We start from the raw sequence: 22,601 nt of genomic DNA, 5'->3' as shown, positions 1-22,601 counted from the left end.
GATCACAATCAATCAGCGCTAATGTTTAATCTATTATGATTAGTTTTCATTACATATTATTAATAATTATGGAAGCAATGTGAGAAATAAAAAATGGAAATAAAAAAATGGCTGAACACAACCATAACCCGACGTGATGCTATTGTCGCTACTGCAAAAGTAGGGGCGGCGGTGACGCTAAGTCAGGCGATTACGCTGCCTTTTGCTACCACTGCCCAGGCGCAGGATACCCCGATACCGAAGGATGCCAACGACGAAACCGTCAGGCACAGCGCCTGTCTGGTCAACTGTGGCAGCCGATGCCCGCTTAAGGTTATCGTGAAAAATGATCGCATCGTGCGCATTGAGCCGGAAGACGCGAAAGATGACGCGGTATTCGGCGAGCATCAGATTCGTCCCTGCCTGCGTGGGCGTTCCAGTCGCTGGCGCGTCTATAGCCCGGATCGCATTAAGTATCCGATGAAAAGAGTGGGAAAACGCGGTGAAGGAAAATTTAAACGTATTTCATGGGATGAGGCCACGGCCTTTATTGCAGCGGAATTAACGCGCGTTAGCGAACAATATGGCCGGGAAGCTATTTATTATAATTATCAATCCGGGGCATATTATCATACGCAGGGCAGGCCCGCCTGGATAAGATTATTAAATCTCACCGGCGGTTATTTAAATTATCACAACACCTATTCCACGGCGCAAATCGCCACCGCCACGCCCTATACCCACGGCGATTATGTCGGTAGCCATTTTACGCAGATCGCGCATTCCGATCTGGTGGTGCTATTTGGTCTGAATCTCTCAGAAACGCGGATGTCCGGCGGCGGTCAGGTTGAAGAGCTGCGCCGGGCGCTGGAGACCTCGAAAGCCCGAGTCATTATTATCGATCCGCGCTATACCGATTCGGTGATTACCGAACACGCCGAATGGCTACCGATTCGCCCAACCACGGACGCTGCGTTAGTCGCCGGCATCGCGCATACGCTGATTACCGAACAGCTTCTCGACGAGGCGCTGGTAAACCGCTATTGCGTCGGCTATGACCGTAGCACTTTGCCGGACACGGCTGCGCCTAACGCCAGCTATAAAGATTATGTTCTTGGCACGGGCGATGACGGTATCGCGAAAACCCCGGAATGGGCGGCGGATATCACCGGTATTCCGGCAACGCGTATTCGCCAACTGGCGCGCGAAATCGCCTCGGCGCGCGCCTGCTATATTTGCCAGGGCTGGGGGCCGCAGCGTCATGCCAACGGCGAACAAACCGTGCGTGCTATTCAGACGCTGCCAGCGTTAACCGGCCACTTCGGGCGGCCCGGCACCAACAATGGCAACTGGCCTTACGGTACGCCGTATGGCGTGCCATTGTTGCCTGTCGGTAAGAATCCGATCAAAACCTCTATTCCTTGCTATCTATGGACGGACGCCATTCAGCATCCGGAGAAAATGACCGCGACGACAATGGGCGTGAAAGGCGCGGACAGGCTAAAAACCGGGATTAAGCTGTTTTTCAACCAGGCCGGTAATACCTTGCTGAATCAGCACGGCGAAACGAACCGCACCCGTCAAATTCTCGCGGATGAATCGCTGTGTGAAACCATTATCGTGATTGAAAACCATATGACGCCCAGCGCGATGTATGCGGATCTGCTGTTGCCGGAGACCAGCTATCTTGAGGCGGAAGACCTGGTGGACAGCTCCTATGCGGCGGGATCGCATAACTATATGATTGCGATTCAGAAAACCGTTAAACCGATGTGGGAAGTGCGCAGCACGTATGACATCTGCGCGGATATCGCCGGGCATCTTGGACTGCGCGAGCAATATACCGAGGGCCGAACTCAGGCGCAGTGGGCGGAGATGCACTATCAGCAGATCCGTGAGAAACGTCCATACCTGCCGGAGTGGAGCGTGGCGAAAGAGATGGGCGTGATTGACCAGCGTATCGCGACCGAGCAGCAGAGCCTTGCGTTTGCCGATTTCCGCGCCGACGCCGAGGCTAACCCACTCTCCACGCCGTCGGGCAAAATTGAAATTTACTCCCAGGCGCTGGCGGATCTGGCGCAAACGTGGACTTTGCCAGAAGGCGAGCGAATTCCCGCATTGCCGGAATTTTGTCCGGCGAAAGAGTCGCATCTTAACAAAGCGCTGACGGCGAAGTATCCGTTGCAGTTAAGCGGCTTCCATACCAAAGGGCATACCCACTCGACCTACAGCAATGTGCTGATGCTACATGAGGCGGTGCCGGATGAAGTCTGGATTAACCCGATTGACGCCAGCGCCCGCCAATTGAAGTCCGGCGATCGGGTGCATGTATTCAATGACCGCGGCGTGGTGGAGCTTCCCTGTAAAGTGACCCAGCGCATTTTACCCGGCGTGGCGGCGATGCCGCAGGGCGCGTGGACGCAGCTTGACGGCAACGGCGTTGATGTCGGCGGCTGTATCAATACGCTGACCAGCCACCATCCTTCGCCGCTGGCGAAAGGCAATCCGCAGCATACCAATCTGGTTGAAATTAAACGCGCTTAAGGAGTGATGTACGATGAAACAGTATGGCTTTTATGTTGACTCCTCGCGCTGTTCAGGCTGTAAAACCTGCCAGGTAAGCTGCAAGGATAATAAAGATCTGGATGTCGGTCCGAAACTGCGCCGCGTCTATGAATATGGCGGCGGAAGCTGGGTGAAAGAGGGGGAAAGCTGGCATCACGACACCTTTACCTACTACCTCTCTATTGCTTGTAACCATTGCGATGAGCCGGTATGTGTCTCCGGCTGTCCGACCGGGGCGATGCATAAACGCAAAGAGGATGGTCTGGTAGTGGTGGATGACAGCGTATGCGTCGGCTGCCGCTATTGTGAAATGCGCTGCCCCTACGGCGCGCCGCAGTTTGATACGCAGGCGAACGTGATGCGTAAATGCGACGGTTGTCTTGACCGACTGGAGAACAATCTGCGCCCTATTTGTGTGGATTCTTGCCCGCAGCGAGCGCTGGATTTTGGCCCTGTCGATGAATTACGGGCAAAATATGGCACGGAGAATCAAATTGCGCCGCTGCCTTCGGCGTCGTTCACCCATCCTAACCTCATTATTAAACCGCATCCGAAAGCGAGACCCACAGGCGATACGGAAGGCGCAATCATGAACATTCGGGAGGTGCGCCATGCATGAGTTACCGCTGGTCTTTTTTACGGTCTTTACCCAGAGCGCGGTCGGCGCGTTTATTCTGCTGCTGATTGGCGGCGCAATGGGGCTGGTCGCGCCGCGGCGTAAGGCTATCGGTCTGTTCTCGGTGATGTGCCTGTTTGGGCTTGGCGTCATTGTCGGCATCTTCCACGTCGGGCAACCGCTGCGCGCGCTGAATATGCTGCTGCGCGTCGGACATTCGCCGATGAGTAACGAGATTGTCTTGTCGGCGGCTTTTGCGGCGCTCGGCGGTCTGGGGGCGCTCGGTTTGTTGCTGAACCGGGCGACGCCGCTGTGTAACGCGTTGGTATGGTTGGCAGCGATAGTCGGGGTGGTCTTCTTATACGCCGTTCCGCAGATTTACCAACTGCCGACGGTGGCGACCTGGCGTTCATCTTACACCACGGCAATGATGATATTGACGCCGTTGATTGGCGGCGGCGCGTTGGCGGCATTGTTTGGCGTGCGCCGTCTGGGGCTACTGGTCAGCGTGTTGGCGATTTTGGTGAGCTTTTGTCTGCGCCCGGGCTATATGGCGACGCTGATGAGCGCCGATAGCGCTTTGACCGCTGCGCAGCATAGCTGGTTTACCGCCCAGGCGATATTGCTGGCGGTGGGCGTGGTCGGGGTGGTGGCCTGCGCGCGCCTGAAATCGAGCGCTGCGGTGCTGGCCATGACGGCAGTGGTGGTTATCGCGGCGGAGTTGGCGGGTAGGATTGCGTTTTACAATCTGTGGACGCTGCCAATGTAGTTTTTTGCCCGGTTTATGCCATGTAAGCCTGATAAGCGTAGCGTCATCAGGCGAAATATTTCAGGAGCTATTGCTATGCCTTCCCGTGCTGTTTTGCCGCGTATCCTCGGCGCACTGTTTTACTTCTCCCCTGAGAGGCCGGAGGTGAAAGCGTTGTTCGACTGTTTGCCAACGTTGCCTGAGCTTTACCCCTGGCGCGATCGCGGACATATTGAATCACTATGTGCGTCATGGTCGCTACCGGATGATGATGCGCTTACATGGCAATTTTCCGTGTTGTTTGAAGGCCAGGGAAAGATGCCCGTCCCGCCCTGGGGATCGGTCTATCTGGAAAAAGATAATTTGCTGATGGGGGAAACCACCGCCGATTATCGAGCTTTTTTACAGGCGCAGGGCATGGTATTCACTGACCGTGAACGCGAGCCGGAAGATCAGTTTGGCCTGATGCTATTAGCCTGTAGCGATCTGCTGGCTCGAGGCGACAACGTGGCGGCCAACCGGTTACTGGAGGCGCATCTGCTGCCCTGGGGATTCCGCTATCTGGAATTGCTGCAACGCAATACCGTTAGCGCCTTCTATGCCCGGCTTGCCATCGTAGCGACCTGTTATCTGCAGGATGTTCAGCAGCAACAGGGACTACAGCCTGAGAATAAACGGTTGTTTTTCTGAGGTATTGGTCAGGTTTTGATGGCGTGCCATAATGCTTGTGCCGCCATCGTGCCCGCTGTTGCGTCAGCGGGCACAGTTTACTATTACAGCTCCGGCGTCTTTTTGAAACCGGTCAGCATCAGCACCAGGCTCTGTTTTGAGTCCGCTGGCGTGAAATCGTAGTGATTTCCCTGACGGTCGCCGCCGATATACCAGGATATTTCCGTTTTCCCTTCCGCCAGCGCTTTGCGCACCGCTTTATCGACATCAACCATGCGATACTCATGTGAATGGTTTAGATATAACACGGCATCGGAACGGTAGTTGATCGCCGGTTTATTGTTCCAGGACACGGTACTGACGTGCCAGTCACTGCTGGTCGGGTAAAAGAAAATTTGATCGGCGCCGTTCGTTTCCGTTTTGCCGCCAAAAAGGCGAATACGGTATTTGAATAGCGAAGCGTCCATATTGGCAGGCAGGGGCGGGATCTTAAATTTCACCAGCGTGAGCGTTTCCGGGTGCTGCGTGCGTCCGCCATTTGTCCAGTCATCCTGTACGTACAAGGTATCGATGCTGGCATGAGGCTTGTCATCTTCGCTGCTTACCCAGGTATTTTCTTCCGCTTTACTGTAGGCGTAAGGAACCGTAGTGCCGCAATCCAGTCCCTGATTCATACACAGATCCGTCATAAACTGCGCGCCATCTTCCGTCCAGCCATTCATAAAATCGGCATGGGCGGTATAAAGACTTCCCCAGCGATCTGCCCGGGTTTCGCCATGCATTACCGGGTCCATCGACAATTCCACTTTAGACGTATCCAGCGAGGAGATCTGCGGGAGTACCCAGGCGATGTTCATATTCACCGTCGGGATTTTGACCGGATAGTCTGCGGAACATTTCCCGTGGTCGGCATAGATAGCGTTATTGTGACTATGGGTCGGTTTCAGGTTGACGCCATCCCAACAGTTGGGGAAAGCGATCCCGATATTAAACTGGACGGCATCGCCCGCTTTACGCAGGCCGCATATTTCGCCTACCTTGTTGGTGTAACCTTTGCCGTTGGCACATAAAAAGGTGATTGCGGAACTGGGGCCAGTACCGTGATGATCGCCTGCCAGTAACTCCAGCCCGGCCGGGAATGGATGGAGCGGATATTGCGCAACATTTGTAGATTGATAATAGGTCTTTTGGTAGGCCGGATTTACGATTTCACCATCGGGTAATTTCATGGACGGCGCCCAGTAAGCGGAGCTGTCGGCTTTATTATCACAGGTGGTATCTGGTTGCGCGCGCAACGTCTGGTAGGTTGAGACCGCGTCGGTGTGGGTGTTGCCAAAAAAGTCATGCCACATCGCCTGATTCGCTTTACCAAACATCATAATCGCGTCATCGCCCAGCGTGTGGTGATAGCCGCACACGACATGCGCCTGAGGACCGGCATGGGCCGGGAATGCGCCAGCGGCAACGAGCGTAGCCAGGCTGACGGTAATAAGGTTGAGTTTCATTTTTTTGCTGCCCGGTTGAATAGAAGTGGGAGCAGCAATAGCAGATCAGATTGCGGTGTTACATCTCATTAATTATCACTTTTTGTCATTCGCCCTGCATACAGGGGCGAATTTGCAGACGTACTATTTAAATAATTAGCCGAAACTACCCTCCTCTTGATTATGTCAATTTACAAAAAGGGTACGTTAGTGATTAAAATCGGGCTTTTTGTGATAACCCTCACTATTTCATTTTGCCTATGCTAATGGCGCTCGCCATAACCGAATAACGATTCTATCGGACATCGGCTTTATTTTTAAGAAATGCGTTACGACATCAGTCGTGGCGCGATCTGCTATGGATTTTTTATGAGATTACTAAAACGCGTTATTGTGGTTGTACTCTTGGGCGTGATTTTATTTATGGTCAGGGACGATATACGCTATGTTTATCAACTGATCCTCAAATATGGTGATAAACCCTCGGCGCTAGCACTGAGTAGCTATAAAGCGGTTATTCAGCAAAAACCAGTCGCAGGAGTTGAGAGTAACCTTTCAGGTTTGACCTACTCCGCCGAAGATAGGATGCTTTTCGCCGTTATTAATAATCCCCCTGAACTGGTCTGGTTAACGACAGAAGGGCAGCTGGTAGGGCGGATGCCGCTCCAGGGCATCCACGACCCGGAGTCTATTGCATGGAGTGGGGGCAACCAGTTCCAGATAGGCAGTGAGAAAGATGGCGCGGTCTATAAAACACAGGTGGATATTCAGCGCGGCACCATGCAGATAATCTCCATGGTGAAGCTTGAGGGCTATGACAAAGCAAAAAATAAAGGGCTGGAAGGTACGGCATGGGATGCGAAAAATGAGAGATTATATGTCGCAAAAGAAAGAAAACCCATTATGATCAAAGAAGTAGAGATGAGCAAAAATGGTATCACCAGAGCGTTGCCTTCTGCCATCACTGCAAGTGTGAGCGATGTCTCCGGACTTGAATACCATGCCCCAACGGATTCGCTGCTGGGGTTGTCGGACGAGTCAAAAATGATTCTGGAGGTCAGTTCCGAGTGGCGGGTGCGCGATCGATTGTTCCTGACGGCGGAGTGGTCAGGGCTCAGAGACGATATCCCCCAACCAGAAGGGATTGCCATGGATAATGAAAATAATTTGTATATTGTGAGTGAACCAAATCTGTTTTATAAATTTTCGTGTGATATACAGAATGACTAAAATCTATTTTTACTGTCACAGTATGCTAAAACAGAACAAGGTTATTAATACCATGATTTGACGATTGTTTGATTCGTTGATTCATTGTTGGGGATATTTATGTTTTACTTACCTCAGTAACGGATTACTTTGTGGTGTAGCGTAACGGTAATTGTCCTCCTCATATTTGCGGCAGCGTAGTCTGCCGCTTTTTTTTATAAATTAACTCTCTCTGTAATAATTAACAGACAATAAATATTATGCTGTTTTTTTCAGGAGGCCTTCGAAGAGACCTCGCATGGTGATGTTTAGTTATCAGGCATAATATTCTTCATCAACACTTACCGAATGCCATGTCGCCTCGCTAAGCGAAATCATTTCATCTACGCCGGAACTCTTGTTAACCGGGTTTTACGTCGGCGATGTGCCTGTAAATGTTCCATTGGCGGTGGCGCTATTCCCGGCGGGATCGGTGGCCGTAATGATGTACTGATTCTCCCCCCCGACAGAATAGCGGATTGCGGAACAGAAACATGCCAGTTACCGGTATCGTTATCAACACTGGCGGAGTAGAGTCGATCGTCAGCCAGCCGATAGACAGCGAAGAATTACCCCATAGCGTTTGCGGAACGAACACTGATTGAACAGCTTTCATTCACTGCTGTTCCCGGAGATTTTATGGGTATTATCGGTACATCAGGTTCAGGTAAATCTTCTTTAATCAAAGCACTATCAAATTCCAGTCATTGCTATACGGGAACAGTTAAATTAAACAACGTAGATATCACACCGATCTCTGAAGATGATATCCAGAATTGCCTTGCCTACCACTTTGGCAACATTTTAGAAAAAATTACGTAATATCGACTGATATGTAAAACTCATTCAGCATCAAATGGATTAATTCAACATCAGTAGTAATATCCATTTTTTTATAGGCTGATCTCTTTTGTGTTGAAATCGTTTTTATATTTCGATCTAATAAATTTGAGCAACTTTTAACAGATAATCCTGCTGCCACGTAATAAATGACTTTTTTCTCGCTCAATGTTAGGTCGAATTTTTTAGCGAGCAACAGAATCCCATCTCTTATATTAATATGTTTTGCTTTGTTCTTATACTGCATTGTCAGATATCTCAATTAACATATTGATGACGAGAGGAAGATAAAAACGCTAAAAATTCCGATGGTGTAGTTTTGAAGTGTTTTTTAAAAACGCATGTAAAATAAGAAGCACTATCATAACCACACATATAAGCCACTCGGGTAATATTATATTCACTATTGCGTAGAAGTTTTGTCGCTTTATTCATTCGCGCATTAAGGTAAACTTCGCTGAATGAGGTGTTCTCTTGTTTCAATTTCCTCTTTAATGTGGAACAACTCATATAGAGTGAGTCAGAAATATCCTTGAGCGCCCATTTTCGACTTATGTCGCTTATAATAATATTATAAATGTTTTCGGCTAATGTATTTTGCGATAGTTCTCTGAAGAGAGCAAATGCTTCGGGTTCATAGATGAACTCTGAAAGTAGAAATCTTATTAAATATTCCTTTTTATCTTGGGATAGTTTTTGGCTTTTATTTGAAGAGTGTAAGAGGTTGAATACTCTTGCTACGCCTGTTTCTATTGGCGCTAACAGATGTTTTGTCGTCGGTTTTGTTAATGGGGCCGAAAAGTCTGCATGTTCATACAGAAAAAAATTATAAGCATTTTTTATTGACGCTGAATCTAATTCAATTAAATTATAATTTAACTGTTCATGAGTCTCTTCCATTGTGATATGAATGGTTTGATCTTTAGCTAAAAATATTAACATTGGCCCTGATGCCGTAATATACTCCCCGGACGATGTCGTAATTGAAATTTTACCCGTGGTGAGCTTGATGAGCACGGACTGCAGTAAATTTAATCCCTGAAGTGATAAGGATTTCCTCTGCCAGTTTTGCGCTGATTGTAAACATTCAATGCTCCCCACCTGGACAGGTGAGGGATTAAATACTTTTAGCATGATAATTTCCTTTTATTAAATGTGCGTGTAAATCAAAAATTATTCTGAAAAATATTTCAAAAAAACTAATATATAGCTATATAATTATTTGCGAACTTAAGGTATCAGGTGGCGATCTTTTCATTTTCTATGGAAAATGCTATTTTATATTGCATTTCTACATATTATAGTATCGTTAAAAAACTATGTCGCGTATAAAAAAAAGATGGAAATTTACAAGAATTGGCTCATGTTATTATCAAATTATCTCTTTAAAATTTGAATTAAGTAATAATTTCCTTTAATCTTTTAGAGAATAGCTCTTTAATTTCATGGAGGTAGTTAGCATGAGGTATAAGATCTGATTTTAATTTGTGATAAGGTTTATCCTGGAGGTAAATATTAACGTTCTCGGTTAGGAAAGGCATACAACGCGGTAAATATATACTGCGGCGGGTAGATGGCGTAGCGATATCCGGAAGTTTGAGGGGGAGGGGACGCATTCAATCGTATGGTTGGCTTTATGAAAAACGGTGTAACACGTTATTGGGGTTCTTACTGTGCGTATCCGTTAGGTTTATGCTTTCTGATTATATAATGTTGCGTGTTTTGGCGCGGCAGTATTGAATCTTTTGCTGCGTCGGCCCCGAGGAGGAATCACTCACAGCGAATGCCAGCGCACAGCCTGGTACTGAATCTCTAAATGAGTAGAAAACCTTTCGGTTCGATACTCCGGTTCTATTCCTTCTAAATTTATCGTAATGACATCTGCGTTACGCGTGTTGTATACTTAATATCCACAGAAGTACAAGAGGACAACACTATGCCAGCCGCAAACAGTATGGCGATGAAACGCGAAACCCTGAACCTGCGTATCAAACCCGCCGAGCGCGATCTTATCGATCGAGCGGCGAAAGCCAGAGGGAAAAACCGCACAGACTTTGTGCTGGAAGCCGCCCGCGCTGCCGCAGAGGAAGCGCTGATCGAACAACGCATCATTATGGCCGATCCACAGGCTTATCAGGAATTTCTGGCTCGTTTGGATCAAACACCTTCACCTAATGCCGCACTGCGTAAAACCATGCAGACCCCTGCGCCGTGGGAGCAGGAAAAATGATCTCCGCCCCTGAGCCGCTTCATGCCGGACATATTCTTACTCCGTTTTGCTGCGGTGTGGATTCTATGGATAACTGGCTGAAACAGCGGGCGATGAAAAATCAGACCACTGGTGCGTCCCGTACCTTTGTGTGTTGTGGCAGCGATTCGAGCGTACTGGCCTATTACTCGCTGGCGTCCAGCGCGGTCACGACGAATACCTCCCCCGGTCGCTTTCGTCGCAATATGCCTGACCCGATTCCGATTGTGGTATTGGGGCGTCTGGCGGTGGATAAATCGCTTCATGGGCAGGGCGTTGGTCGGGCGCTGGTACGCGACGCAGGGCTGCGGGTTATTCAGGTGGCGGAGACTATCGGCATTCGCGGGATGCTGGTTCACGCCCTGTCGGATGAAGCGCGGGAATTTTACCAGCGGGTGGGGTTTGTACCGTCGCCGATGGATCCGATGATGTTGATGGTGACGTTGGGGGATTTGGTGGAGAGTGTTTAAACTCCAGAACGTATCCATTAACCTCACAGACACTTCAAGTTACGGATGAACATTGCCCCTGAAATAAAAAATGAATTCAGTTTTGAACATTTTCCATCAAATTAAGTGGGTTTTCGTCGATATGCAGCGTCAAGTTGTACAAAAAAATAGTTACGAAACACACCCTGGTCCTACGTTACTTATAAGAGTTATCGCTTGTTATTATGCAGCAGCGAGGTCAGCACAGAACCAATAAGTAATGAGTTACGTAAACAGAGAGTCTTTATCTCCGGAAGCGGTGTCCGTTCTGTTTGGTTTCGCCATAACCTTGAGAACTTCAAAAAGCGCCTGAAAGCGCTGGAACGTAGAGCCAGTGACGACGAGGCGTGTGGAGAAATCGAAACGGCGCATCCCGGTTATCTGGGGGCACAGGTCATATTCTATGTTGGCAACCTGAAAGGCGTTGGGCGTATTTACCAGCAGACATTCTCGACCAGACTGTGTGTTCTGTTCTTTTTGACGATCGGATGTCAGAAGATGATGGCTGCCGCCAGACTGACGATGTCTGTCCTGCTGCTCAATGTCCCGTCCGGGGGCGTGATGATGCTGTCAGGTCTGCTGCCCGGTGGCCGCTGGTTTGCGCAACTTTGTGTCCTGCACCTGACCGTTATCGGAGCCGTGTTATATCTCCCCTGATCATTCCTTTCCTGTCGAAAATTACACTGTCTGTTGTTTAATTATGTATTAACCCGGAGAGACTCTTTTAGCTCCAGCAGTCAGGCATTGCGGGTTGTTTATCTGCTGACTGAACGTTTTCTCTGTGTGTAAACACCTTCCCTTCTTCCACCTGTTCCATGTTTAAGAATGGAACGGAGGTTATTTTATTACGGCAACCATGTCCGTTTTTTTTATTTATTTCCCTTTTTTTAATATCTGAACATAATTTAATGCTCTCCCAGCCTGTTTTCTGAACGTTGTTTTTATCCGGCATTAATGATTCTGTATTTTATATACCCTGTTCACCGGCCCCTTTAATTCCCGGTTACTGTTTTACGTTTTGTTGAAAAACAGGAAGATACTTGCGTAGTGAATAATATCCTGCGGTACTTGTTCGGGGCTGGGAAGCCTCTGTGTTTGCGGTCGATTCCGGCTTAACTATAAATCAACGTCTTTTTTAAGTGCTGCGAGGATGCTGTGTATCCATTTGATTTAAATGTATTTTATATCGTGATATTCAGTTTTATTACATGAAGTTCTGTCTTTTTCGTTATTATTTTCTGTTTTTGATTCTGGTTAATTAATTCTTTATTTTTTAATGGAGTGGAATGCATGGTGGACTGGTTATTTGGCGATCTTTTGTATTGGCTTAATGCTATTTTATGGTGTATTAATCTATTATTTGTTTGTTTTTTGGTTTTTAGTGTTACATATTGGATTTGTTATGGATTAAAAGATCGTTAAAAATGGCCTTTTCAGCATTAATCTCTTAAATATAATAAGCGAAAAGATTAGTTATCTTCCCTTTACATGTTTTCCTTGCCGGGAAGGTTAAGGAAAAGTTAAGGAAGTTCCGTTGAAACTGAATAAAAAATCATTTTCCGGCGTCAGGATAGTGAGGGCCGGGGAACTCGAACCGGGGGCAGTGTCCGAAGAGCAGTTCTGGCTACTTGTTGATATATCCCCGATACACAGTGAAAAGATTATTCTGGCCCTGAAAGATTATTTCGTTTCCGGGTATTCCAGAAAGGTTGTGTGCGAACGCCACGGTATGAGTGGCGGGTATCTCAGCACCAGTGTTAACCGGCTGAATTTTATCAGCAGGAATGTGCATAAACTGGCGGGTTATTACAGCCATCATGAATGATAAAGCAGACTGAACCGTCTGCTCCGGATTTGCGATGAAAAAAATAAAGATACTTTTCCTTCTGCTGCTGGCAGGGGGCGGGCTTTCTCACGCTTCCGTTCAGAAAACCCTGTTCAGTGCTGATGTGGTGGCCTCTGCCTGTCATGTGGTGGTGGATGCTGACGGTACCGGCAGCAGCCGTCTGACGTTCGGGACATACCGTAAGTCGTCCGCTGCACCCGTGCCGCCGCGTGATTTCACCGTGCGTCTGTATGAGACCGGCGCCACCGTTCAGGGCTGTTCGGCCTTTCTGGCCGGGCAGATCGCCACCCTGAATTTCGGCAACCCGGGCCAGCTGGACGGACAGGGTGTGGTCACCCGTGGCGCCGGCGACGGTATCCGTATCGATGTGCGGGCCGCGGATACGCAGGCGGACTTCCGGGGGCGCATCACGCAGGCAAATCATGAGGTGAAGTACCCGGTGGATTTTGCCGCGAAGGGGCAGTTCCGGTTTCGTGCGCAGCCGGTGTTTCCGGCGGACGTGAAGGCGGGTGAGTACAACGGCGCCCTGACCTTTGTGGTCACCTACCAGTAAGGAATGCTGATGAACGGGAATAACGTAAGACAGCCAGCCTGCCAGATGTCTTTTCGCCATGCCGTGCTGGCATTTGCGATAGCGGTTGCCCTGGGCAGCGGTACCGCAAGTGCCGGAGAGAAACTGGACATGTCCTTTATTCAGGGCGGGGCGGGGATTAACCCTGAGGTCTGGGCGGCGCTGAACGGAGATTATGCGCCGGGGCGCTACCTGGTGGACCTGTCCCTGAACGGGAAGGATATCGGGAAGCGGATCCTGGACGTAACACCACAGGACAGCGAAGCGCTGTGTCTGTCAGAAGCGTGGCTGGCAAAGGCCGGAATTTATGTCAGCGCGGAGTACTTCCGTAAGGGATATGACGCCACGCGGCAGTGCTGGGTGCTGGCGAAAGCGCCGGCGGTGAAGGTGGACTTTGATGTCGCCACCCAGAGCCTGTCGCTGGCCATTCCGCAGAAAGGACTGGTGAAAATGCCGGAGAACGTGGAGTGGGACTACGGCACGGAGGCGTTCCGGATGAACTACAACGCGAACGCCAACAGCGGGCGGTACAACACGTCGGCGTTCGGCTCAGCAGACCTGAAGGCCAACATCGGTCGCTGGGTGGTGAGCTCGTCAGCCACAGCCAGCACCGGGGATGGCGGGAGCAACGAGGCCACGATAAACATGTTCACGGCCACCCGGGCCATCCGCTCCCTGAGTGCGGACCTGGCGGTCGGGAAGACCTCGACCGGTGACAGCCTGCTGGGCAGTACCGGCACGTACGGGGTGTCCCTGTCGCGGAACAACAGCATGAAGCCGGGCAACCTGGGGTATACCCCGGTGTTCAGCGGCATTGCGAACGGTCCCTCAAGGGTGACCCTGACCCAGAACGGCAGGATGCTGTACTCGGGGATGATGCCGTCCGGGCCGTTCTCCGTCACGGATGTGCCGCTGTACAGCAGCGGGGACGTGACGATGACCGTCACCGGGGATGACGGGCGGGTGCAGACGCAGGTCTTCCCGCTGTCGGTAATGGCCGGGCAGCTGAGTCCGGGACAGCACGAGTTCAGCGTGGCGGCCGGGATACCGGACGACGACAGCGACCTGGAGGGCGGGGTGTTTGCCGCGTCATACGGGTATGGTCTGGACGGGCTGACTCTGCGCACGGGAGGCGTGTTCAACCAGGACTGGCAGGGCGCCAGTGCCGGTGCGGTACTGGGACTCGGTTATCTGGGGGCGGTGTCTGCTGACGGCGCTTATGCCACGGCGAAGTACCGGGACGGCAGTCGCAGCGGGAACAAGGTGAAACTGGCCTGGAGCAAACAGCTGGCGCTGACGAACACCGGCCTGCGGGTGAGCTGGTCACATCAGAGTGAGGAATATGAGGACATGTCCTCCTTTGACCCGGCTGAAACATGGCTGCAGCAGAACCAGGGGCGCCGGACCCGGGATGAGTGGAATGCGGGCATCAGCCAGCCGGTGGGAGGGCTGTTCAGCCTGTCGGCGTCGGGATGGCAGCGGAGCTATTACCCGGCCTCCACGACCGGCAGTTACCGGTACGCTGATGACAACGGTAAGGAGACAGGAATTACCGGTACCCTGAGCACACAGATAAAAAGCGTCAGCCTGAATCTGGGCTGGTCCGGGTCCCGGAACATGAACGGGGAGAACACCTGGTCGGCCTCCGCGTCGGTGTCGGTGCCGTTCACCCTGTTTGAGCGGAAGTACAGCAGCAGTACCACGGTGAGCACCGGTAAAGATGGCGGCACCGGCGTCAGTACCGGTATCTCCGGGGCCCTGAACGACCGGTTCAGCTACGGTCTGGGCGGCGGCCGTGACAGTGACGGCGGTATCAGCAGTTACCTGAACGCCGCCTACAGCGGCGACCGGGCGAACCTGAACGGCACGGTGAACCACTCGTCCGGTTCGGGCACCAGTGGTTCGGTGTCAGCCAGCGGTTCGGTACTGGCGGTGCCGGCGGCGCGGGACATCATGTTCAGCCGGACCACCGGCGACACGGTGGCGGTGGTGAGCGTGAAGGACACGCCGGGGGTGAAGGTGATGTCCGGCAATGAAACGTCGGACAGTGACGGAAACCTGGTAGTACCGCTGAACAGCTATGACTGGAATACGGTGACCATAGATGCGGGCACGCTGCCGCTGGACACGGAGCTGTCCACGACCAGCCGGAAGGTGGTGCCGACGGACAGGGCGGTGGTGTGGATGCCGTTTGATGCTCTGAAGGTGCACCGTTACCTGCTGCAGGTGAGGATGCCGGACGGGGCCTTTGTGCCGGGCGGCACATGGGCACGGGACAGCAATAACACGCCGCTGGGCTTTGTGGCGAACAACGGCGTGCTGATGATTAACGCGGTGGACCGCCCCGGCGATATCACGCTGGGACAGTGCCGGATACCTGCGGCGAAACTGCAGGAGACGGCGAAACTACAGGAAATTACGTGCGAATAAGCATAACCGGACAATGATGACGATGAAACAGACCCAGAAAATGCGTTCTTTTTTCCGTAACAGAGTGACGAAGGCGCTGGGAATGACCCTGGCCCTGATGATGGCGAGCCAGAGTGTGCTGGCTTCCCTAGCGGCGGACCAGACCCGCTATATTTTTCGCGGCGACAAGGACGCGCTGACCATCACGGTGACCAACAATGACAAGGAGCGTACTTTCGGCGGCCAGGCGTGGGTGGACAATATTGTGGAGAAAGACACCCGCCCGACGTTTGTGGTGACGCCCTCCTTCTTTAAGGTGAAACCGCAGGGGCAGCAGACGCTGCGTATCATCATGGCCTCTGACCACCTGCCGAAGGATAAAGAGTCAGTGTACTGGCTGAACCTGCAGGATATTCCGCCGGCGCTGAAGGGCAGCGGAATTGCCATTGCCCTGCGCACGAAGCTGAAGCTGTTCTACCGCCCGGAGGCGCTGCTGAAGGACCGTAAAGGCGCCGAGGAAGGCATCAGCCTGCAGGTCCGTCCGGACGGGCGGACGATGCTGGTCAACACCACGCCGTATATCTACGCCATCGGCAGCCTGCTGGATGCGAACGGTAAAAAAGTTGCGGTGGACAACGACACGGCTCAGAAACTGCTGATGTTTATGCCGGGGGATGAGGTGCAGGTGAAGGGGAATGTGGTGAAGGTGGATTCCCTGAACGATTACGGCGAGCTGCAGACCTGGACCATCAACCAGAAAAAAACGGCGACTTCTCCCAGGCAGAAGACATCTGATACGGCGGTTAATTCGTCTGATAAAGCAGGTAAAAAATAACCCTTTCCGGTCCTGCGGAATAAAGAGAAACCATGATGAAAAAAGCACTGATGGCGGTGGCCCTCTTCAGCGCCCTGCCGGTCCTGGCGGCGGATTACAGCGAGAAGACGCAGTACCTGGGCGTGGTGAACGGTCAGGTGGTGGGCAACAGCGTGGTGAAGGTGACGCGCACCCCGGCGGACCCGGTGCTGTACCGGACGGAGAGCAACGGTCCGCTGCCGGAGACGCTGGTCATCCGTAATGCCGAAAGTCGCCCGGCATCCGGAAACATGGCGTATATCACGGTGAAACGGACACTGGGAGACGGCCGGGACGCACGGCTCACGCTGAAGACCACCCTGATGGTGGACGGGCAGCGGGCGGCCCTCTCGGCCAGCCAGCGGGGAGAGGATGTGGTTATCACGGTGCCGGCGGCAATCCGGCAGGTGGAGCTGAGAAGTGACGCGCCGGCGGAGCTGGAGGTACCGGCGAACTACCGGGGGAATGTGCAGGTGCCGGTGGAAGTGGAAGGTATCAGCGCCGGTTAAAAAGAACGGCAGGGCACCACGAATTACCTGAGTGAATGACGCACAGTTATTTACGGCAATAACGTAAAGCCATTCTGTATTACAGGGATAAATATCTCAGTGATGCCACATAAATAAGGTGGCAGGGGATGGCTTTGCGGTAAGACCGGGTAACAGACGGAATTACTATTTAATAACAAAATAGCTCTTTAATTGTTTTATAAAACTGAAAGGAATAAATTCATGAAAAAAACACTGATTGCACTGGCAGTGGCTGCATCTGCAGTGGTATCCGGCTCGGCTATGGCGTGGACCGGCGGCGGTAATGGCGGAAGTTTGGAATTAGGTGGTACCCTGGCACCGCAGGACAAATATATTCCATGGGAGACGAGTGTTGGTGCCGCTGTGAGCGATTTGAATGCACAGATTATAAAAGGTGAGAAAGCCGTTTCTATTTCACATACGAGTGCAATTCCAGTACTGGGTATTCGTAACGTAGCTAATGGTTTTACAGGTCTGCCGTTGATTGACCCACAGATTGATTATAAGGGAGCTGTTGATGCATCCCAGTTCATGACTGATGGAAAGGGACAGGTATATCTGAACGCAACAGTGAATGATGATAAAGGGAACAAAATCGGTACACTGAAAACCGTTCTTCGTGTCGCAGCTCAGGCAAACAATGGTGTTGATAGTAACGTTATGTTGTATGCTTCTTCAGCAGATAGCGGCTTCTTCGGGGGCTTACCACAATCAGCTGAAGGGGTGTTTGACTCAGGTGACGCTTATTCGTTTGCACGCACTCTGTTCCCGGGCATTGCTGAAACCTGGAGTGATAACGGAACAGCGTACGCTCCCGGTAATGTTGGTCAGTTTGATTTTAGTTCCACAGCGAACACCTACCATGCTTATTATGCTTCAGGCATCCCGCAGGATGCTAACTTGTCTATTACCCTGGATCAACCAGCTGCCAGCGACGCTATTAAATGGCACGTTTCCTTGCCGATTACGGTTTCTTATAACTAACCCGGCAGTTATCAGGCATAAACAGAATATAGCTGTTGTCTGACCATTAACCCGGTGTTCTGCTTTACGGCCGCTCACCGGTAATAAACCCGGTATTCCGGTATATTTATTTCCTGCTTCTCTGTCAGTCAGGAAATGTCCGCGAACGCCGGTGCCGGGTTTATTCTTTTCAGCTTATCTGAATGCTCGTTTTTTATTAATTATGACCAACGGATAAAACAGAGTGAATAACGATGAAAATAACGCATCATTATAAATCTATTATTTCCGCCCTGGCCGCGCTGGCCCTGTTTTATTCCGCAGCACCCCGGGCCGGAATTCTTGACGGCGGGGAAATACAGTTTCACGGTCTGGTCACTGACGAGGCCCCGAAATGGACCTGGCAGGTGGGCTCCCCTGACCAGACATGGGCGGTGGATACCGCTGATGCCCGAACAGAGAGCGGACAACTGGTTTTTGATTTACGCGGCAAGGATTCCCTGCCGTTTCTGGAAGGCCATCTGTATGAGGTGGCAGAGCGCGGTGGTCCCGGCTTCACGCCTTTCATCACGTTCAGCAGTAACGGTCAGCCGTTTTCCGTGACGGCTGGCGGTAGCACGACGGCGCAGCACTTCCGCGCCTCTGTCCCGGTACGTAACCCGGAGAACGGTCACGTGGCGGGGCAGCTTTCTTTCACCCTTGACCAGGGAATGGCCGTCAGCGCCGGACACCAGGAAGACGGGGCGGTTCTGCCGGCAGGCATGTCGCTCGTAAACGGTCAGAGCGTGAGCGGTGTGCAGGCCGGCACCCTGCCGCAGTGGCTCAAAAGCCGTCTGCCTTCCCTGCTGATGCTGAACCGGGGCTTCGGTAACGGAATGAGCACGGCAGATAACGGTCAGGTTATCAGTCAGGGCGTGCTGGCTGACGGCCGGGTGACCCGGCTGGCGGCGGCCTATGCGTCCGCCGTCTCGGATTTTGAGCTGCGCCTGCCGGCAGAAAACACTCCGGCGCAGTGGCAGACCGGGCTGAGTGTGACAGTGACGGTCCAGTAAAGAACGGGCAGGGAGAGGAAGAACACAATGAAACGAATGACGCTTTTACTGCTGGCTGCCAGCCTGCTGCCATCCTGTGTGCTGGCGTGGAACACGCCGGGGGAAGATTTCAGCGGAGAGCTGAAGCTGGGCGGGCCGGTGACCAGCACCCGTAATCCCTGGGCCTGGAAGGTCGGGGAAGGGAACACACAGATAAACACGAAAGCTGTCTCTGTCCTGCGCAGTGGGGAGCAGGTAATACCGGTTCCCCTGCCGGCCATGACGGTCCTGCTGGGAAAAACTATCCTGACCACCCCGGCCGGCCGGGAGGGGCTTGCGCCGCAGGTGACGTACGGTAAGGACACAGAGGGTTTTGCACTGACGTGGACGGCACCGGGTATGGCATCGGTGACACTGCCGGTGACGGGGGAGGGAAATGTCCGTACCGGGACATTCACCTTCCGGATGCAGGCGGCGGGTGTGCTGCGCCATGTCCTGGGGGACCGGGCGGAGTATGCCGGGCTGTATGGCGACCTGCAGGGCAACGGCTTGCCGCCACAGACGCAGGTGATGCCGGCAGGGCAGACGCCGGGTGTGCTGCAGACCCTGTTTGACAGTGAAGGCCCGGTCTGGCTCCGGGAGATGACGGTCAGCAGCGTGTCCGGACTGAGCCGGTTCAGTGACGCCGCCCTGCGCCAGGTTGACGGGGTATACGGCGCACAGACGGTGGCGGACAGCGGTGAGCTGCGTTTTAAGGGGGCGGTACCGTCCCGCTGGCATACCTCCCTGGCGGTGAGCATTGAATATCGGTAAGGCTGCAGGCCCCCGGTCACCCGTTCCGGGCCCCGCCGTTTTTGTGGGGCTGGAGCGGGCTGACGGCGTGTTTTTCTTTGTGAGTGTCCGGGATATCCGGCAGGTGCAGGAACATAACGGCCGGGTCAGGCTGGTATTCGGGGAAGGCACGACATTCATGACCAGAATGACGCTGTCTGAGTTTACTGCTGCCTTACATGAAGCCGGTGGCTGTTATCTGTCGGTTGTTGATGCAGGTACTGTGTTATGTCAACCACTCGCAGAGAAACCTGATGCCGGTAGTGAACTATTTCTGAGCAGGGATCGTAATGAAAATATCTGTACGTGTACTGGTCACGGTTTATCTGCTGGTTCTTGTGGGACTGTCAGCCATGCTGGCAGAGCTGATAAGCCCGGCGTTAAGTTAGCGGGGGCAGGATAAATGGAAAATGCCATGTCCCGCCGGAAACGCATACTGCTGACGGGGAACTGTGAATATGAACTGCTGGGGCTGTCACATCTGCTTGCCGGTATGGGGTATGCCGTGGTGCGACCGGAGATGTCACCTCCCGGGGCATATGACCTGGCCCTGGTGGCACTGAGTGCGGAGCCGCTGGCCGGCTGGGGGCGGCATCTGCAGGACATCAGAATGCTGCACGCGGCCAGTCCGGTTCCCATGGTTGTTCTGGTACCTTCGCGGCTGCAGGAAATGCGGCTACTGAGAGGAACTGCGCAGGTTATCAGTGGCCGGGACAGCCTCCTCCGGCTGCGTGACATGCTGCGTCAGGCGCTTGAGGGAAGAGCCGGGCCGGAAAGCTCAGGTGAACTGACTGAGTTGCGAAAGCGGACTCTGATATCCCTGTGTACGGCCATAAACAGGAATGCCTCACTGAAGGCGGCATCACGCAAGGATTATTACCTCCGGGCCTGCCTGGTGGAGTATGCAGGGGTGGAGAACCTGCATGTACTGTGCACGAGCGGCCTGTTACCCGGGGTGATTACAGATGAAACCGGACAACGGTTCTGATATGTGAAGACCCGGGGCAGGTATTTCAGCTTCCGGGACAGCATTGCTTCCCCGTAGTCACAGGAGAACAAAATGAGTAATGACGCTTGCGACAAAATTCTGTCTTTTATGCAGTCACAGGCAAACGGCAGGATAAATATACCGGTCAGGACCCGGAGTATTGCGGATGCGGCCGGGCTGACAATATACCAGGCCAGGGCTTATCTGGTTACGCTTGAGGGAGCGGGCGTGGTGGAGAAAATGAATGCAGGTAAAGGCGTGTCCGGCCGATGGCGGCTGGTCTGACGGATATCCGGTAAAACAGGGGCATGGAGAGAACAAGTGGCCGGAACAGATATTGTGGTAACTGACTGATGAACTTTCTGAAGATGATTTATTACATCTGTATTTCTTTTGTCGTCATGATATCACTGGTGTTTTTTGTATCGGTATTTCTGTTACTGAATATTGAATGAATATAATCCGGGGCTGCATGACAGGCCTTACGGGAATAAAGCTCTTTTTATCCGGACATCTCCATACCGGTAATTCCCCGGAGAATTTTTTTTGCAGAAGGACAACATGCCGGATGACGAAAGACGCGCCGGGTATGGCGGGGGACGCTTTTCGCTCCGGGCGCTGATTTTACTGCTTCTGACCAGCGCTTTCATCTCCGGCTTCCTGACCGGAGCCCTGGCCATGCTCTGGTTTGTCATTGACTGCATGTAATGCGATGAACTGAACATCCGGAACCATGACTCTGAGACGTTTACTTAAACAAAAACCGGCACTGCTGGCTGGCGCTCTTCTGATGGTGGCCGGTGCGGCCACACTGTATTTTCCGGAAACCTGGTACCCGGAGGAAACGCAGTGGCAGCTTGCGACAGAAAAAGACATTCCCGGTATACAGGGCGGTCTCTCCGGCCTGACGTGGAACCCGGACAGCGGAACGCTGTTTGCCGTGACCGACCATCCGTCGTCGGTGGTGGAGCTGGACACGGACGGGAACGTGCTGCGGGTGATACCATCGGATGGCGACCATGATTTTGAGGCCATTGAGTATCTCGGCCGGAACCGCTATGTCCTGTCCCGGGAACGGGAGCGGATACTCACCACCCACCACATTGACAGGAATACGTCTGTCCTGCCGCCGGCGTCATACACCCTGACCCTGGATGTGGACAGAAAAAGCGACAATGCCGGTTTTGAAGGCCTTGCCCGTGGACGGGGAGAGAATGCCCTGATAGTGGCGCAGGAAAAGAAACCGCTTCGTTTTTTAGAAACGGACCACAGCCATGACTCTCTGTCGGTCAGTGATTCACTGACGCACCGGTTGTCCCTGCCGTGGTTCCTGAAGGATATCTCCGGCCTGCATTACGACAGGAAAAACAGGCGGCTGTATGTGCTTTCCCATGAATCAGCCCTGGTACTGGTGTCAGACCCCGAGGGCGGCTGGTGGGTGATGCCGCTGCGCCGGGGACACAGTGGTCTGGAGCGGGACATTCCGCAGGCGGAAGGGATAGCTTCTGATGGCCGGAATTCGCTGTGGATAGTCAGTGAGCCAGACCGGTTTTACCGCTTCAGCCGGACAACGACGTCATGACGGTCTGGACGGACTGCAAACGGGTGGTTTGCGAATCGGGGAAACCAAAGGCGTTCTCCACGCCCGGTCGCCCCTACGCAGTTGCACTTCCTTTCATTTACTGTGGCCAGTT

General features: G+C 52.5%; 24 protein-coding genes and 4 pseudogenes. 21 read left to right on the top strand and 7 right to left on the bottom strand.

Features of this window, described 5'->3' with window-relative positions; all coding sequences use genetic code 11:
• Positions 1-93 precede the first annotated feature (93 nt).
• From LDB27_RS20155 to LDB27_RS20140, 4 genes are all read left to right on the top strand, one after another.
• On the top strand, positions 94-2,523 hold the full coding sequence (locus tag LDB27_RS20155) for a DMSO/selenate family reductase complex A subunit (RefSeq protein WP_000403478.1): 2,430 nt from the start codon (positions 94-96) through the stop codon (positions 2,521-2,523).
• A 13-nt stretch (positions 2,524-2,536) separates the two neighbouring features.
• Positions 2,537-3,163, top strand: coding sequence for a DMSO/selenate family reductase complex B subunit (locus LDB27_RS20150; RefSeq protein WP_000816143.1), 627 nt, complete (start codon positions 2,537-2,539; stop codon positions 3,161-3,163).
• The gene (locus LDB27_RS20145; RefSeq protein ID WP_000544922.1) at positions 3,156-3,929 is read left to right on the top strand and encodes a dimethyl sulfoxide reductase anchor subunit family protein; all 774 of its coding nucleotides are present in this window, start codon (positions 3,156-3,158) and stop codon (positions 3,927-3,929) included. The genes LDB27_RS20150 and LDB27_RS20145 overlap by 8 nt, the downstream gene beginning before the upstream one ends.
• Positions 3,930-4,004: 75 nt before the next feature.
• The gene (locus tag LDB27_RS20140; protein WP_001542855.1) at positions 4,005-4,598 is read left to right on the top strand and encodes a molecular chaperone; all 594 of its coding nucleotides are present in this window, start codon (positions 4,005-4,007) and stop codon (positions 4,596-4,598) included.
• Positions 4,599-4,681: 83 nt separating this feature from the next.
• Here LDB27_RS20140 and LDB27_RS20135 read toward each other — a convergent pair whose 3' ends face one another.
• Positions 4,682-6,082 carry a DUF1996 domain-containing protein gene (locus LDB27_RS20135; RefSeq protein ID WP_000773778.1) on the bottom strand — a complete coding sequence of 467 codons (1,401 nt, stop codon included), beginning with the start codon at positions 6,080-6,082 and terminating at the stop codon, positions 4,682-4,684.
• A 303-nt stretch (positions 6,083-6,385) separates the two neighbouring features.
• Here LDB27_RS20135 and LDB27_RS20130 point away from each other — a divergent pair, with 303 nt between their 5' ends.
• Positions 6,386-7,291, top strand: coding sequence for an SdiA-regulated domain-containing protein (locus LDB27_RS20130; RefSeq protein WP_225519891.1), 906 nt, complete (start codon positions 6,386-6,388; stop codon positions 7,289-7,291).
• Positions 7,292-7,585: 294 nt separating this feature from the next.
• Here the strand turns inward: LDB27_RS20130 and LDB27_RS20125 are convergent.
• A pseudogene (locus LDB27_RS20125) lies at positions 7,586-7,720 on the bottom strand (hypothetical protein); the annotation flags it as partial.
• Between the two features lie 109 nt (positions 7,721-7,829).
• Positions 7,830-7,929: pseudogene (locus tag LDB27_RS20120) on the bottom strand (hypothetical protein); the annotation flags it as partial.
• A gap of 19 nt (positions 7,930-7,948) precedes the next feature.
• Between LDB27_RS20120 and LDB27_RS20115 the strand changes: the two are divergent.
• A complete protein-coding gene (locus LDB27_RS20115) occupies positions 7,949-8,131 on the top strand; it encodes an ATP-binding cassette domain-containing protein (protein ID WP_001527266.1) in 183 nt (60 codons plus the stop codon).
• Here LDB27_RS20115 and rtsB read toward each other — a convergent pair.
• The 3 genes and pseudogenes from rtsB to LDB27_RS20100 all read right to left on the bottom strand — a co-directional run bounded on the left by rtsB (position 8,124) and on the right by LDB27_RS20100 (position 9,769).
• Positions 8,124-8,411: a transcriptional regulator RtsB gene (gene rtsB, locus LDB27_RS20110; protein WP_001269916.1), complete on the bottom strand. Its 288-nt coding sequence runs from the start codon at positions 8,409-8,411 to the stop codon at positions 8,124-8,126. The two genes, LDB27_RS20115 and rtsB, sit on opposite strands and share 8 nt — an antisense overlap.
• On the bottom strand, positions 8,408-9,283 hold the full coding sequence (locus LDB27_RS20105) for an AraC family transcriptional regulator (RefSeq protein WP_000921676.1): 876 nt from the start codon (positions 9,281-9,283) through the stop codon (positions 8,408-8,410). Before LDB27_RS20105 ends, rtsB begins: the two co-directional genes overlap by 4 nt.
• Before the next feature lie 263 nt (positions 9,284-9,546).
• Positions 9,547-9,769, bottom strand: a pseudogene (locus LDB27_RS20100) (hypothetical protein).
• A 316-nt stretch (positions 9,770-10,085) separates the two neighbouring features.
• On the opposite strand from LDB27_RS20100, the gene LDB27_RS20095 reads away from it, so the two are divergent.
• From LDB27_RS20095 to LDB27_RS20085, 3 genes and pseudogenes are all read left to right on the top strand, one after another.
• Positions 10,086-10,379, top strand: a complete 294-nt coding sequence (locus tag LDB27_RS20095; RefSeq protein ID WP_001110453.1) for a DUF1778 domain-containing protein — start codon at positions 10,086-10,088, stop codon at positions 10,377-10,379.
• Entirely contained in the window at positions 10,376-10,867 is a 492-nt protein-coding gene (locus LDB27_RS20090; protein WP_000622305.1) for a GNAT family N-acetyltransferase, read from the top strand. The genes LDB27_RS20095 and LDB27_RS20090 overlap by 4 nt, the downstream gene beginning before the upstream one ends.
• A gap of 234 nt (positions 10,868-11,101) precedes the next feature.
• Positions 11,102-11,335 (top strand): annotated as a pseudogene (locus tag LDB27_RS20085) (IS481 family transposase); the annotation flags it as partial.
• 274 nt (positions 11,336-11,609) lie between these two features.
• On the opposite strand, the gene LDB27_RS20080 reads toward LDB27_RS20085, so the two are convergent.
• A complete protein-coding gene (locus tag LDB27_RS20080; protein WP_001112995.1) occupies positions 11,610-11,837 on the bottom strand; it encodes a hypothetical protein in 228 nt (75 codons plus the stop codon).
• A 582-nt stretch (positions 11,838-12,419) separates the two neighbouring features.
• Here LDB27_RS20080 and LDB27_RS20075 point away from each other — a divergent pair.
• The 12 genes from LDB27_RS20075 to LDB27_RS20020 all read left to right on the top strand — a co-directional run bounded on the left by LDB27_RS20075 (position 12,420) and on the right by LDB27_RS20020 (position 22,489).
• On the top strand, positions 12,420-12,710 hold the full coding sequence (locus LDB27_RS20075) for a PapB/FocB family fimbrial expression transcriptional regulator (protein ID WP_000773469.1): 291 nt from the start codon (positions 12,420-12,422) through the stop codon (positions 12,708-12,710).
• 34 nt (positions 12,711-12,744) lie between these two features.
• On the top strand, positions 12,745-13,284 hold the full coding sequence (locus tag LDB27_RS20070) for a fimbrial protein (RefSeq protein ID WP_000721295.1): 540 nt from the start codon (positions 12,745-12,747) through the stop codon (positions 13,282-13,284).
• Between the two features lie 45 nt (positions 13,285-13,329).
• The gene (gene faeD / locus LDB27_RS20065; RefSeq protein ID WP_369700140.1) at positions 13,330-15,732 is read left to right on the top strand and encodes a F4 (K88) fimbrial usher FaeD; all 2,403 of its coding nucleotides are present in this window, start codon (positions 13,330-13,332) and stop codon (positions 15,730-15,732) included.
• Positions 15,733-15,754: 22 nt separating this feature from the next.
• On the top strand, positions 15,755-16,546 hold the full coding sequence (locus tag LDB27_RS20060) for a fimbria/pilus periplasmic chaperone (RefSeq protein WP_023972573.1): 792 nt from the start codon (positions 15,755-15,757) through the stop codon (positions 16,544-16,546).
• A gap of 35 nt (positions 16,547-16,581) precedes the next feature.
• The gene (locus LDB27_RS20055; protein WP_000709797.1) at positions 16,582-17,073 is read left to right on the top strand and encodes a DUF5462 family protein; all 492 of its coding nucleotides are present in this window, start codon (positions 16,582-16,584) and stop codon (positions 17,071-17,073) included.
• A gap of 222 nt (positions 17,074-17,295) precedes the next feature.
• A complete protein-coding gene (locus LDB27_RS20050; RefSeq protein ID WP_000751772.1) occupies positions 17,296-18,078 on the top strand; it encodes a hypothetical protein in 783 nt (260 codons plus the stop codon).
• A 233-nt stretch (positions 18,079-18,311) separates the two neighbouring features.
• Positions 18,312-19,109 (top strand): F4 (K88) fimbria minor subunit FaeH, encoded by a 798-nt coding sequence (faeH, locus tag LDB27_RS20045; RefSeq protein ID WP_225519890.1) that lies wholly within the window; start codon positions 18,312-18,314, stop codon positions 19,107-19,109.
• Between the two features lie 27 nt (positions 19,110-19,136).
• The gene (locus tag LDB27_RS20040; protein WP_000827664.1) at positions 19,137-19,901 is read left to right on the top strand and encodes a K88 minor fimbrial subunit faeI; all 765 of its coding nucleotides are present in this window, start codon (positions 19,137-19,139) and stop codon (positions 19,899-19,901) included.
• Between the two features lie 421 nt (positions 19,902-20,322).
• Entirely contained in the window at positions 20,323-20,907 is a 585-nt protein-coding gene (locus tag LDB27_RS20035; protein WP_000426473.1) for a hypothetical protein, read from the top strand.
• Between the two features lie 72 nt (positions 20,908-20,979).
• Positions 20,980-21,192, top strand: coding sequence for a FaeA/PapI family transcriptional regulator (locus tag LDB27_RS20030; protein WP_000063794.1), 213 nt, complete (start codon positions 20,980-20,982; stop codon positions 21,190-21,192).
• A 276-nt stretch (positions 21,193-21,468) separates the two neighbouring features.
• Positions 21,469-21,615, top strand: a complete 147-nt coding sequence (locus tag LDB27_RS20025) for a hypothetical protein (RefSeq protein WP_001112365.1) — start codon at positions 21,469-21,471, stop codon at positions 21,613-21,615.
• A gap of 25 nt (positions 21,616-21,640) precedes the next feature.
• Complete coding sequence (locus tag LDB27_RS20020; RefSeq protein WP_000175391.1) at positions 21,641-22,489, top strand: SdiA-regulated domain-containing protein; 849 nt, start codon at positions 21,641-21,643, stop codon at positions 22,487-22,489.
• The last annotated feature ends 112 nt before the right edge of the window (positions 22,490-22,601 follow it).

The organism is Salmonella sp. JXY0409-18 (assembly GCF_020268625.1).
Taxonomy (GTDB): Bacteria; Pseudomonadota; Gammaproteobacteria; order Enterobacterales; family Enterobacteriaceae; genus Salmonella; species Salmonella enterica.
This window is presented reverse-complemented; position numbering and strand designations above follow the sequence as displayed.

Coding starts and splice junctions, on each gene's coding strand:
- LDB27_RS20040 (WP_000827664.1), top strand. CDS start 19,137: ATGAAACGAATGACGCTTTTACTGCTGGCTGCCAGCCTGCTGCCATCC.
- LDB27_RS20150 (WP_000816143.1), top strand. CDS start 2,537: ATGAAACAGTATGGCTTTTATGTTGACTCCTCGCGCTGTTCAGGCTGT.
- LDB27_RS20080 (WP_001112995.1), bottom strand. CDS start 11,837: ATGCCGGATAAAAACAACGTTCAGAAAACAGGCTGGGAGAGCATTAAA.
- LDB27_RS20145 (WP_000544922.1), top strand. CDS start 3,156: ATGCATGAGTTACCGCTGGTCTTTTTTACGGTCTTTACCCAGAGCGCG.
- LDB27_RS20090 (WP_000622305.1), top strand. CDS start 10,376: ATGATCTCCGCCCCTGAGCCGCTTCATGCCGGACATATTCTTACTCCG.
- LDB27_RS20025 (WP_001112365.1), top strand. CDS start 21,469: ATGCCGGATGACGAAAGACGCGCCGGGTATGGCGGGGGACGCTTTTCG.
- LDB27_RS20035 (WP_000426473.1), top strand. CDS start 20,323: ATGGAAAATGCCATGTCCCGCCGGAAACGCATACTGCTGACGGGGAAC.
- LDB27_RS20070 (WP_000721295.1), top strand. CDS start 12,745: ATGAAAAAAATAAAGATACTTTTCCTTCTGCTGCTGGCAGGGGGCGGG.
- LDB27_RS20055 (WP_000709797.1), top strand. CDS start 16,582: ATGAAAAAAGCACTGATGGCGGTGGCCCTCTTCAGCGCCCTGCCGGTC.
- faeH (WP_225519890.1), top strand. CDS start 18,312: ATGAAAATAACGCATCATTATAAATCTATTATTTCCGCCCTGGCCGCG.
- LDB27_RS20095 (WP_001110453.1), top strand. CDS start 10,086: ATGCCAGCCGCAAACAGTATGGCGATGAAACGCGAAACCCTGAACCTG.
- LDB27_RS20030 (WP_000063794.1), top strand. CDS start 20,980: ATGAGTAATGACGCTTGCGACAAAATTCTGTCTTTTATGCAGTCACAG.
- LDB27_RS20135 (WP_000773778.1), bottom strand. CDS start 6,082: ATGAAACTCAACCTTATTACCGTCAGCCTGGCTACGCTCGTTGCCGCT.
- LDB27_RS20140 (WP_001542855.1), top strand. CDS start 4,005: ATGCCTTCCCGTGCTGTTTTGCCGCGTATCCTCGGCGCACTGTTTTAC.
- LDB27_RS20050 (WP_000751772.1), top strand. CDS start 17,296: ATGAAAAAAACACTGATTGCACTGGCAGTGGCTGCATCTGCAGTGGTA.
- LDB27_RS20115 (WP_001527266.1), top strand. CDS start 7,949: ATGGGTATTATCGGTACATCAGGTTCAGGTAAATCTTCTTTAATCAAA.
- LDB27_RS20060 (WP_023972573.1), top strand. CDS start 15,755: ATGAAACAGACCCAGAAAATGCGTTCTTTTTTCCGTAACAGAGTGACG.
- LDB27_RS20155 (WP_000403478.1), top strand. CDS start 94: ATGGAAATAAAAAAATGGCTGAACACAACCATAACCCGACGTGATGCT.
- LDB27_RS20020 (WP_000175391.1), top strand. CDS start 21,641: ATGACTCTGAGACGTTTACTTAAACAAAAACCGGCACTGCTGGCTGGC.
- faeD (WP_369700140.1), top strand. CDS start 13,330: ATGTCTTTTCGCCATGCCGTGCTGGCATTTGCGATAGCGGTTGCCCTG.
- LDB27_RS20130 (WP_225519891.1), top strand. CDS start 6,386: ATGCGTTACGACATCAGTCGTGGCGCGATCTGCTATGGATTTTTTATG.
- LDB27_RS20105 (WP_000921676.1), bottom strand. CDS start 9,283: ATGCTAAAAGTATTTAATCCCTCACCTGTCCAGGTGGGGAGCATTGAA.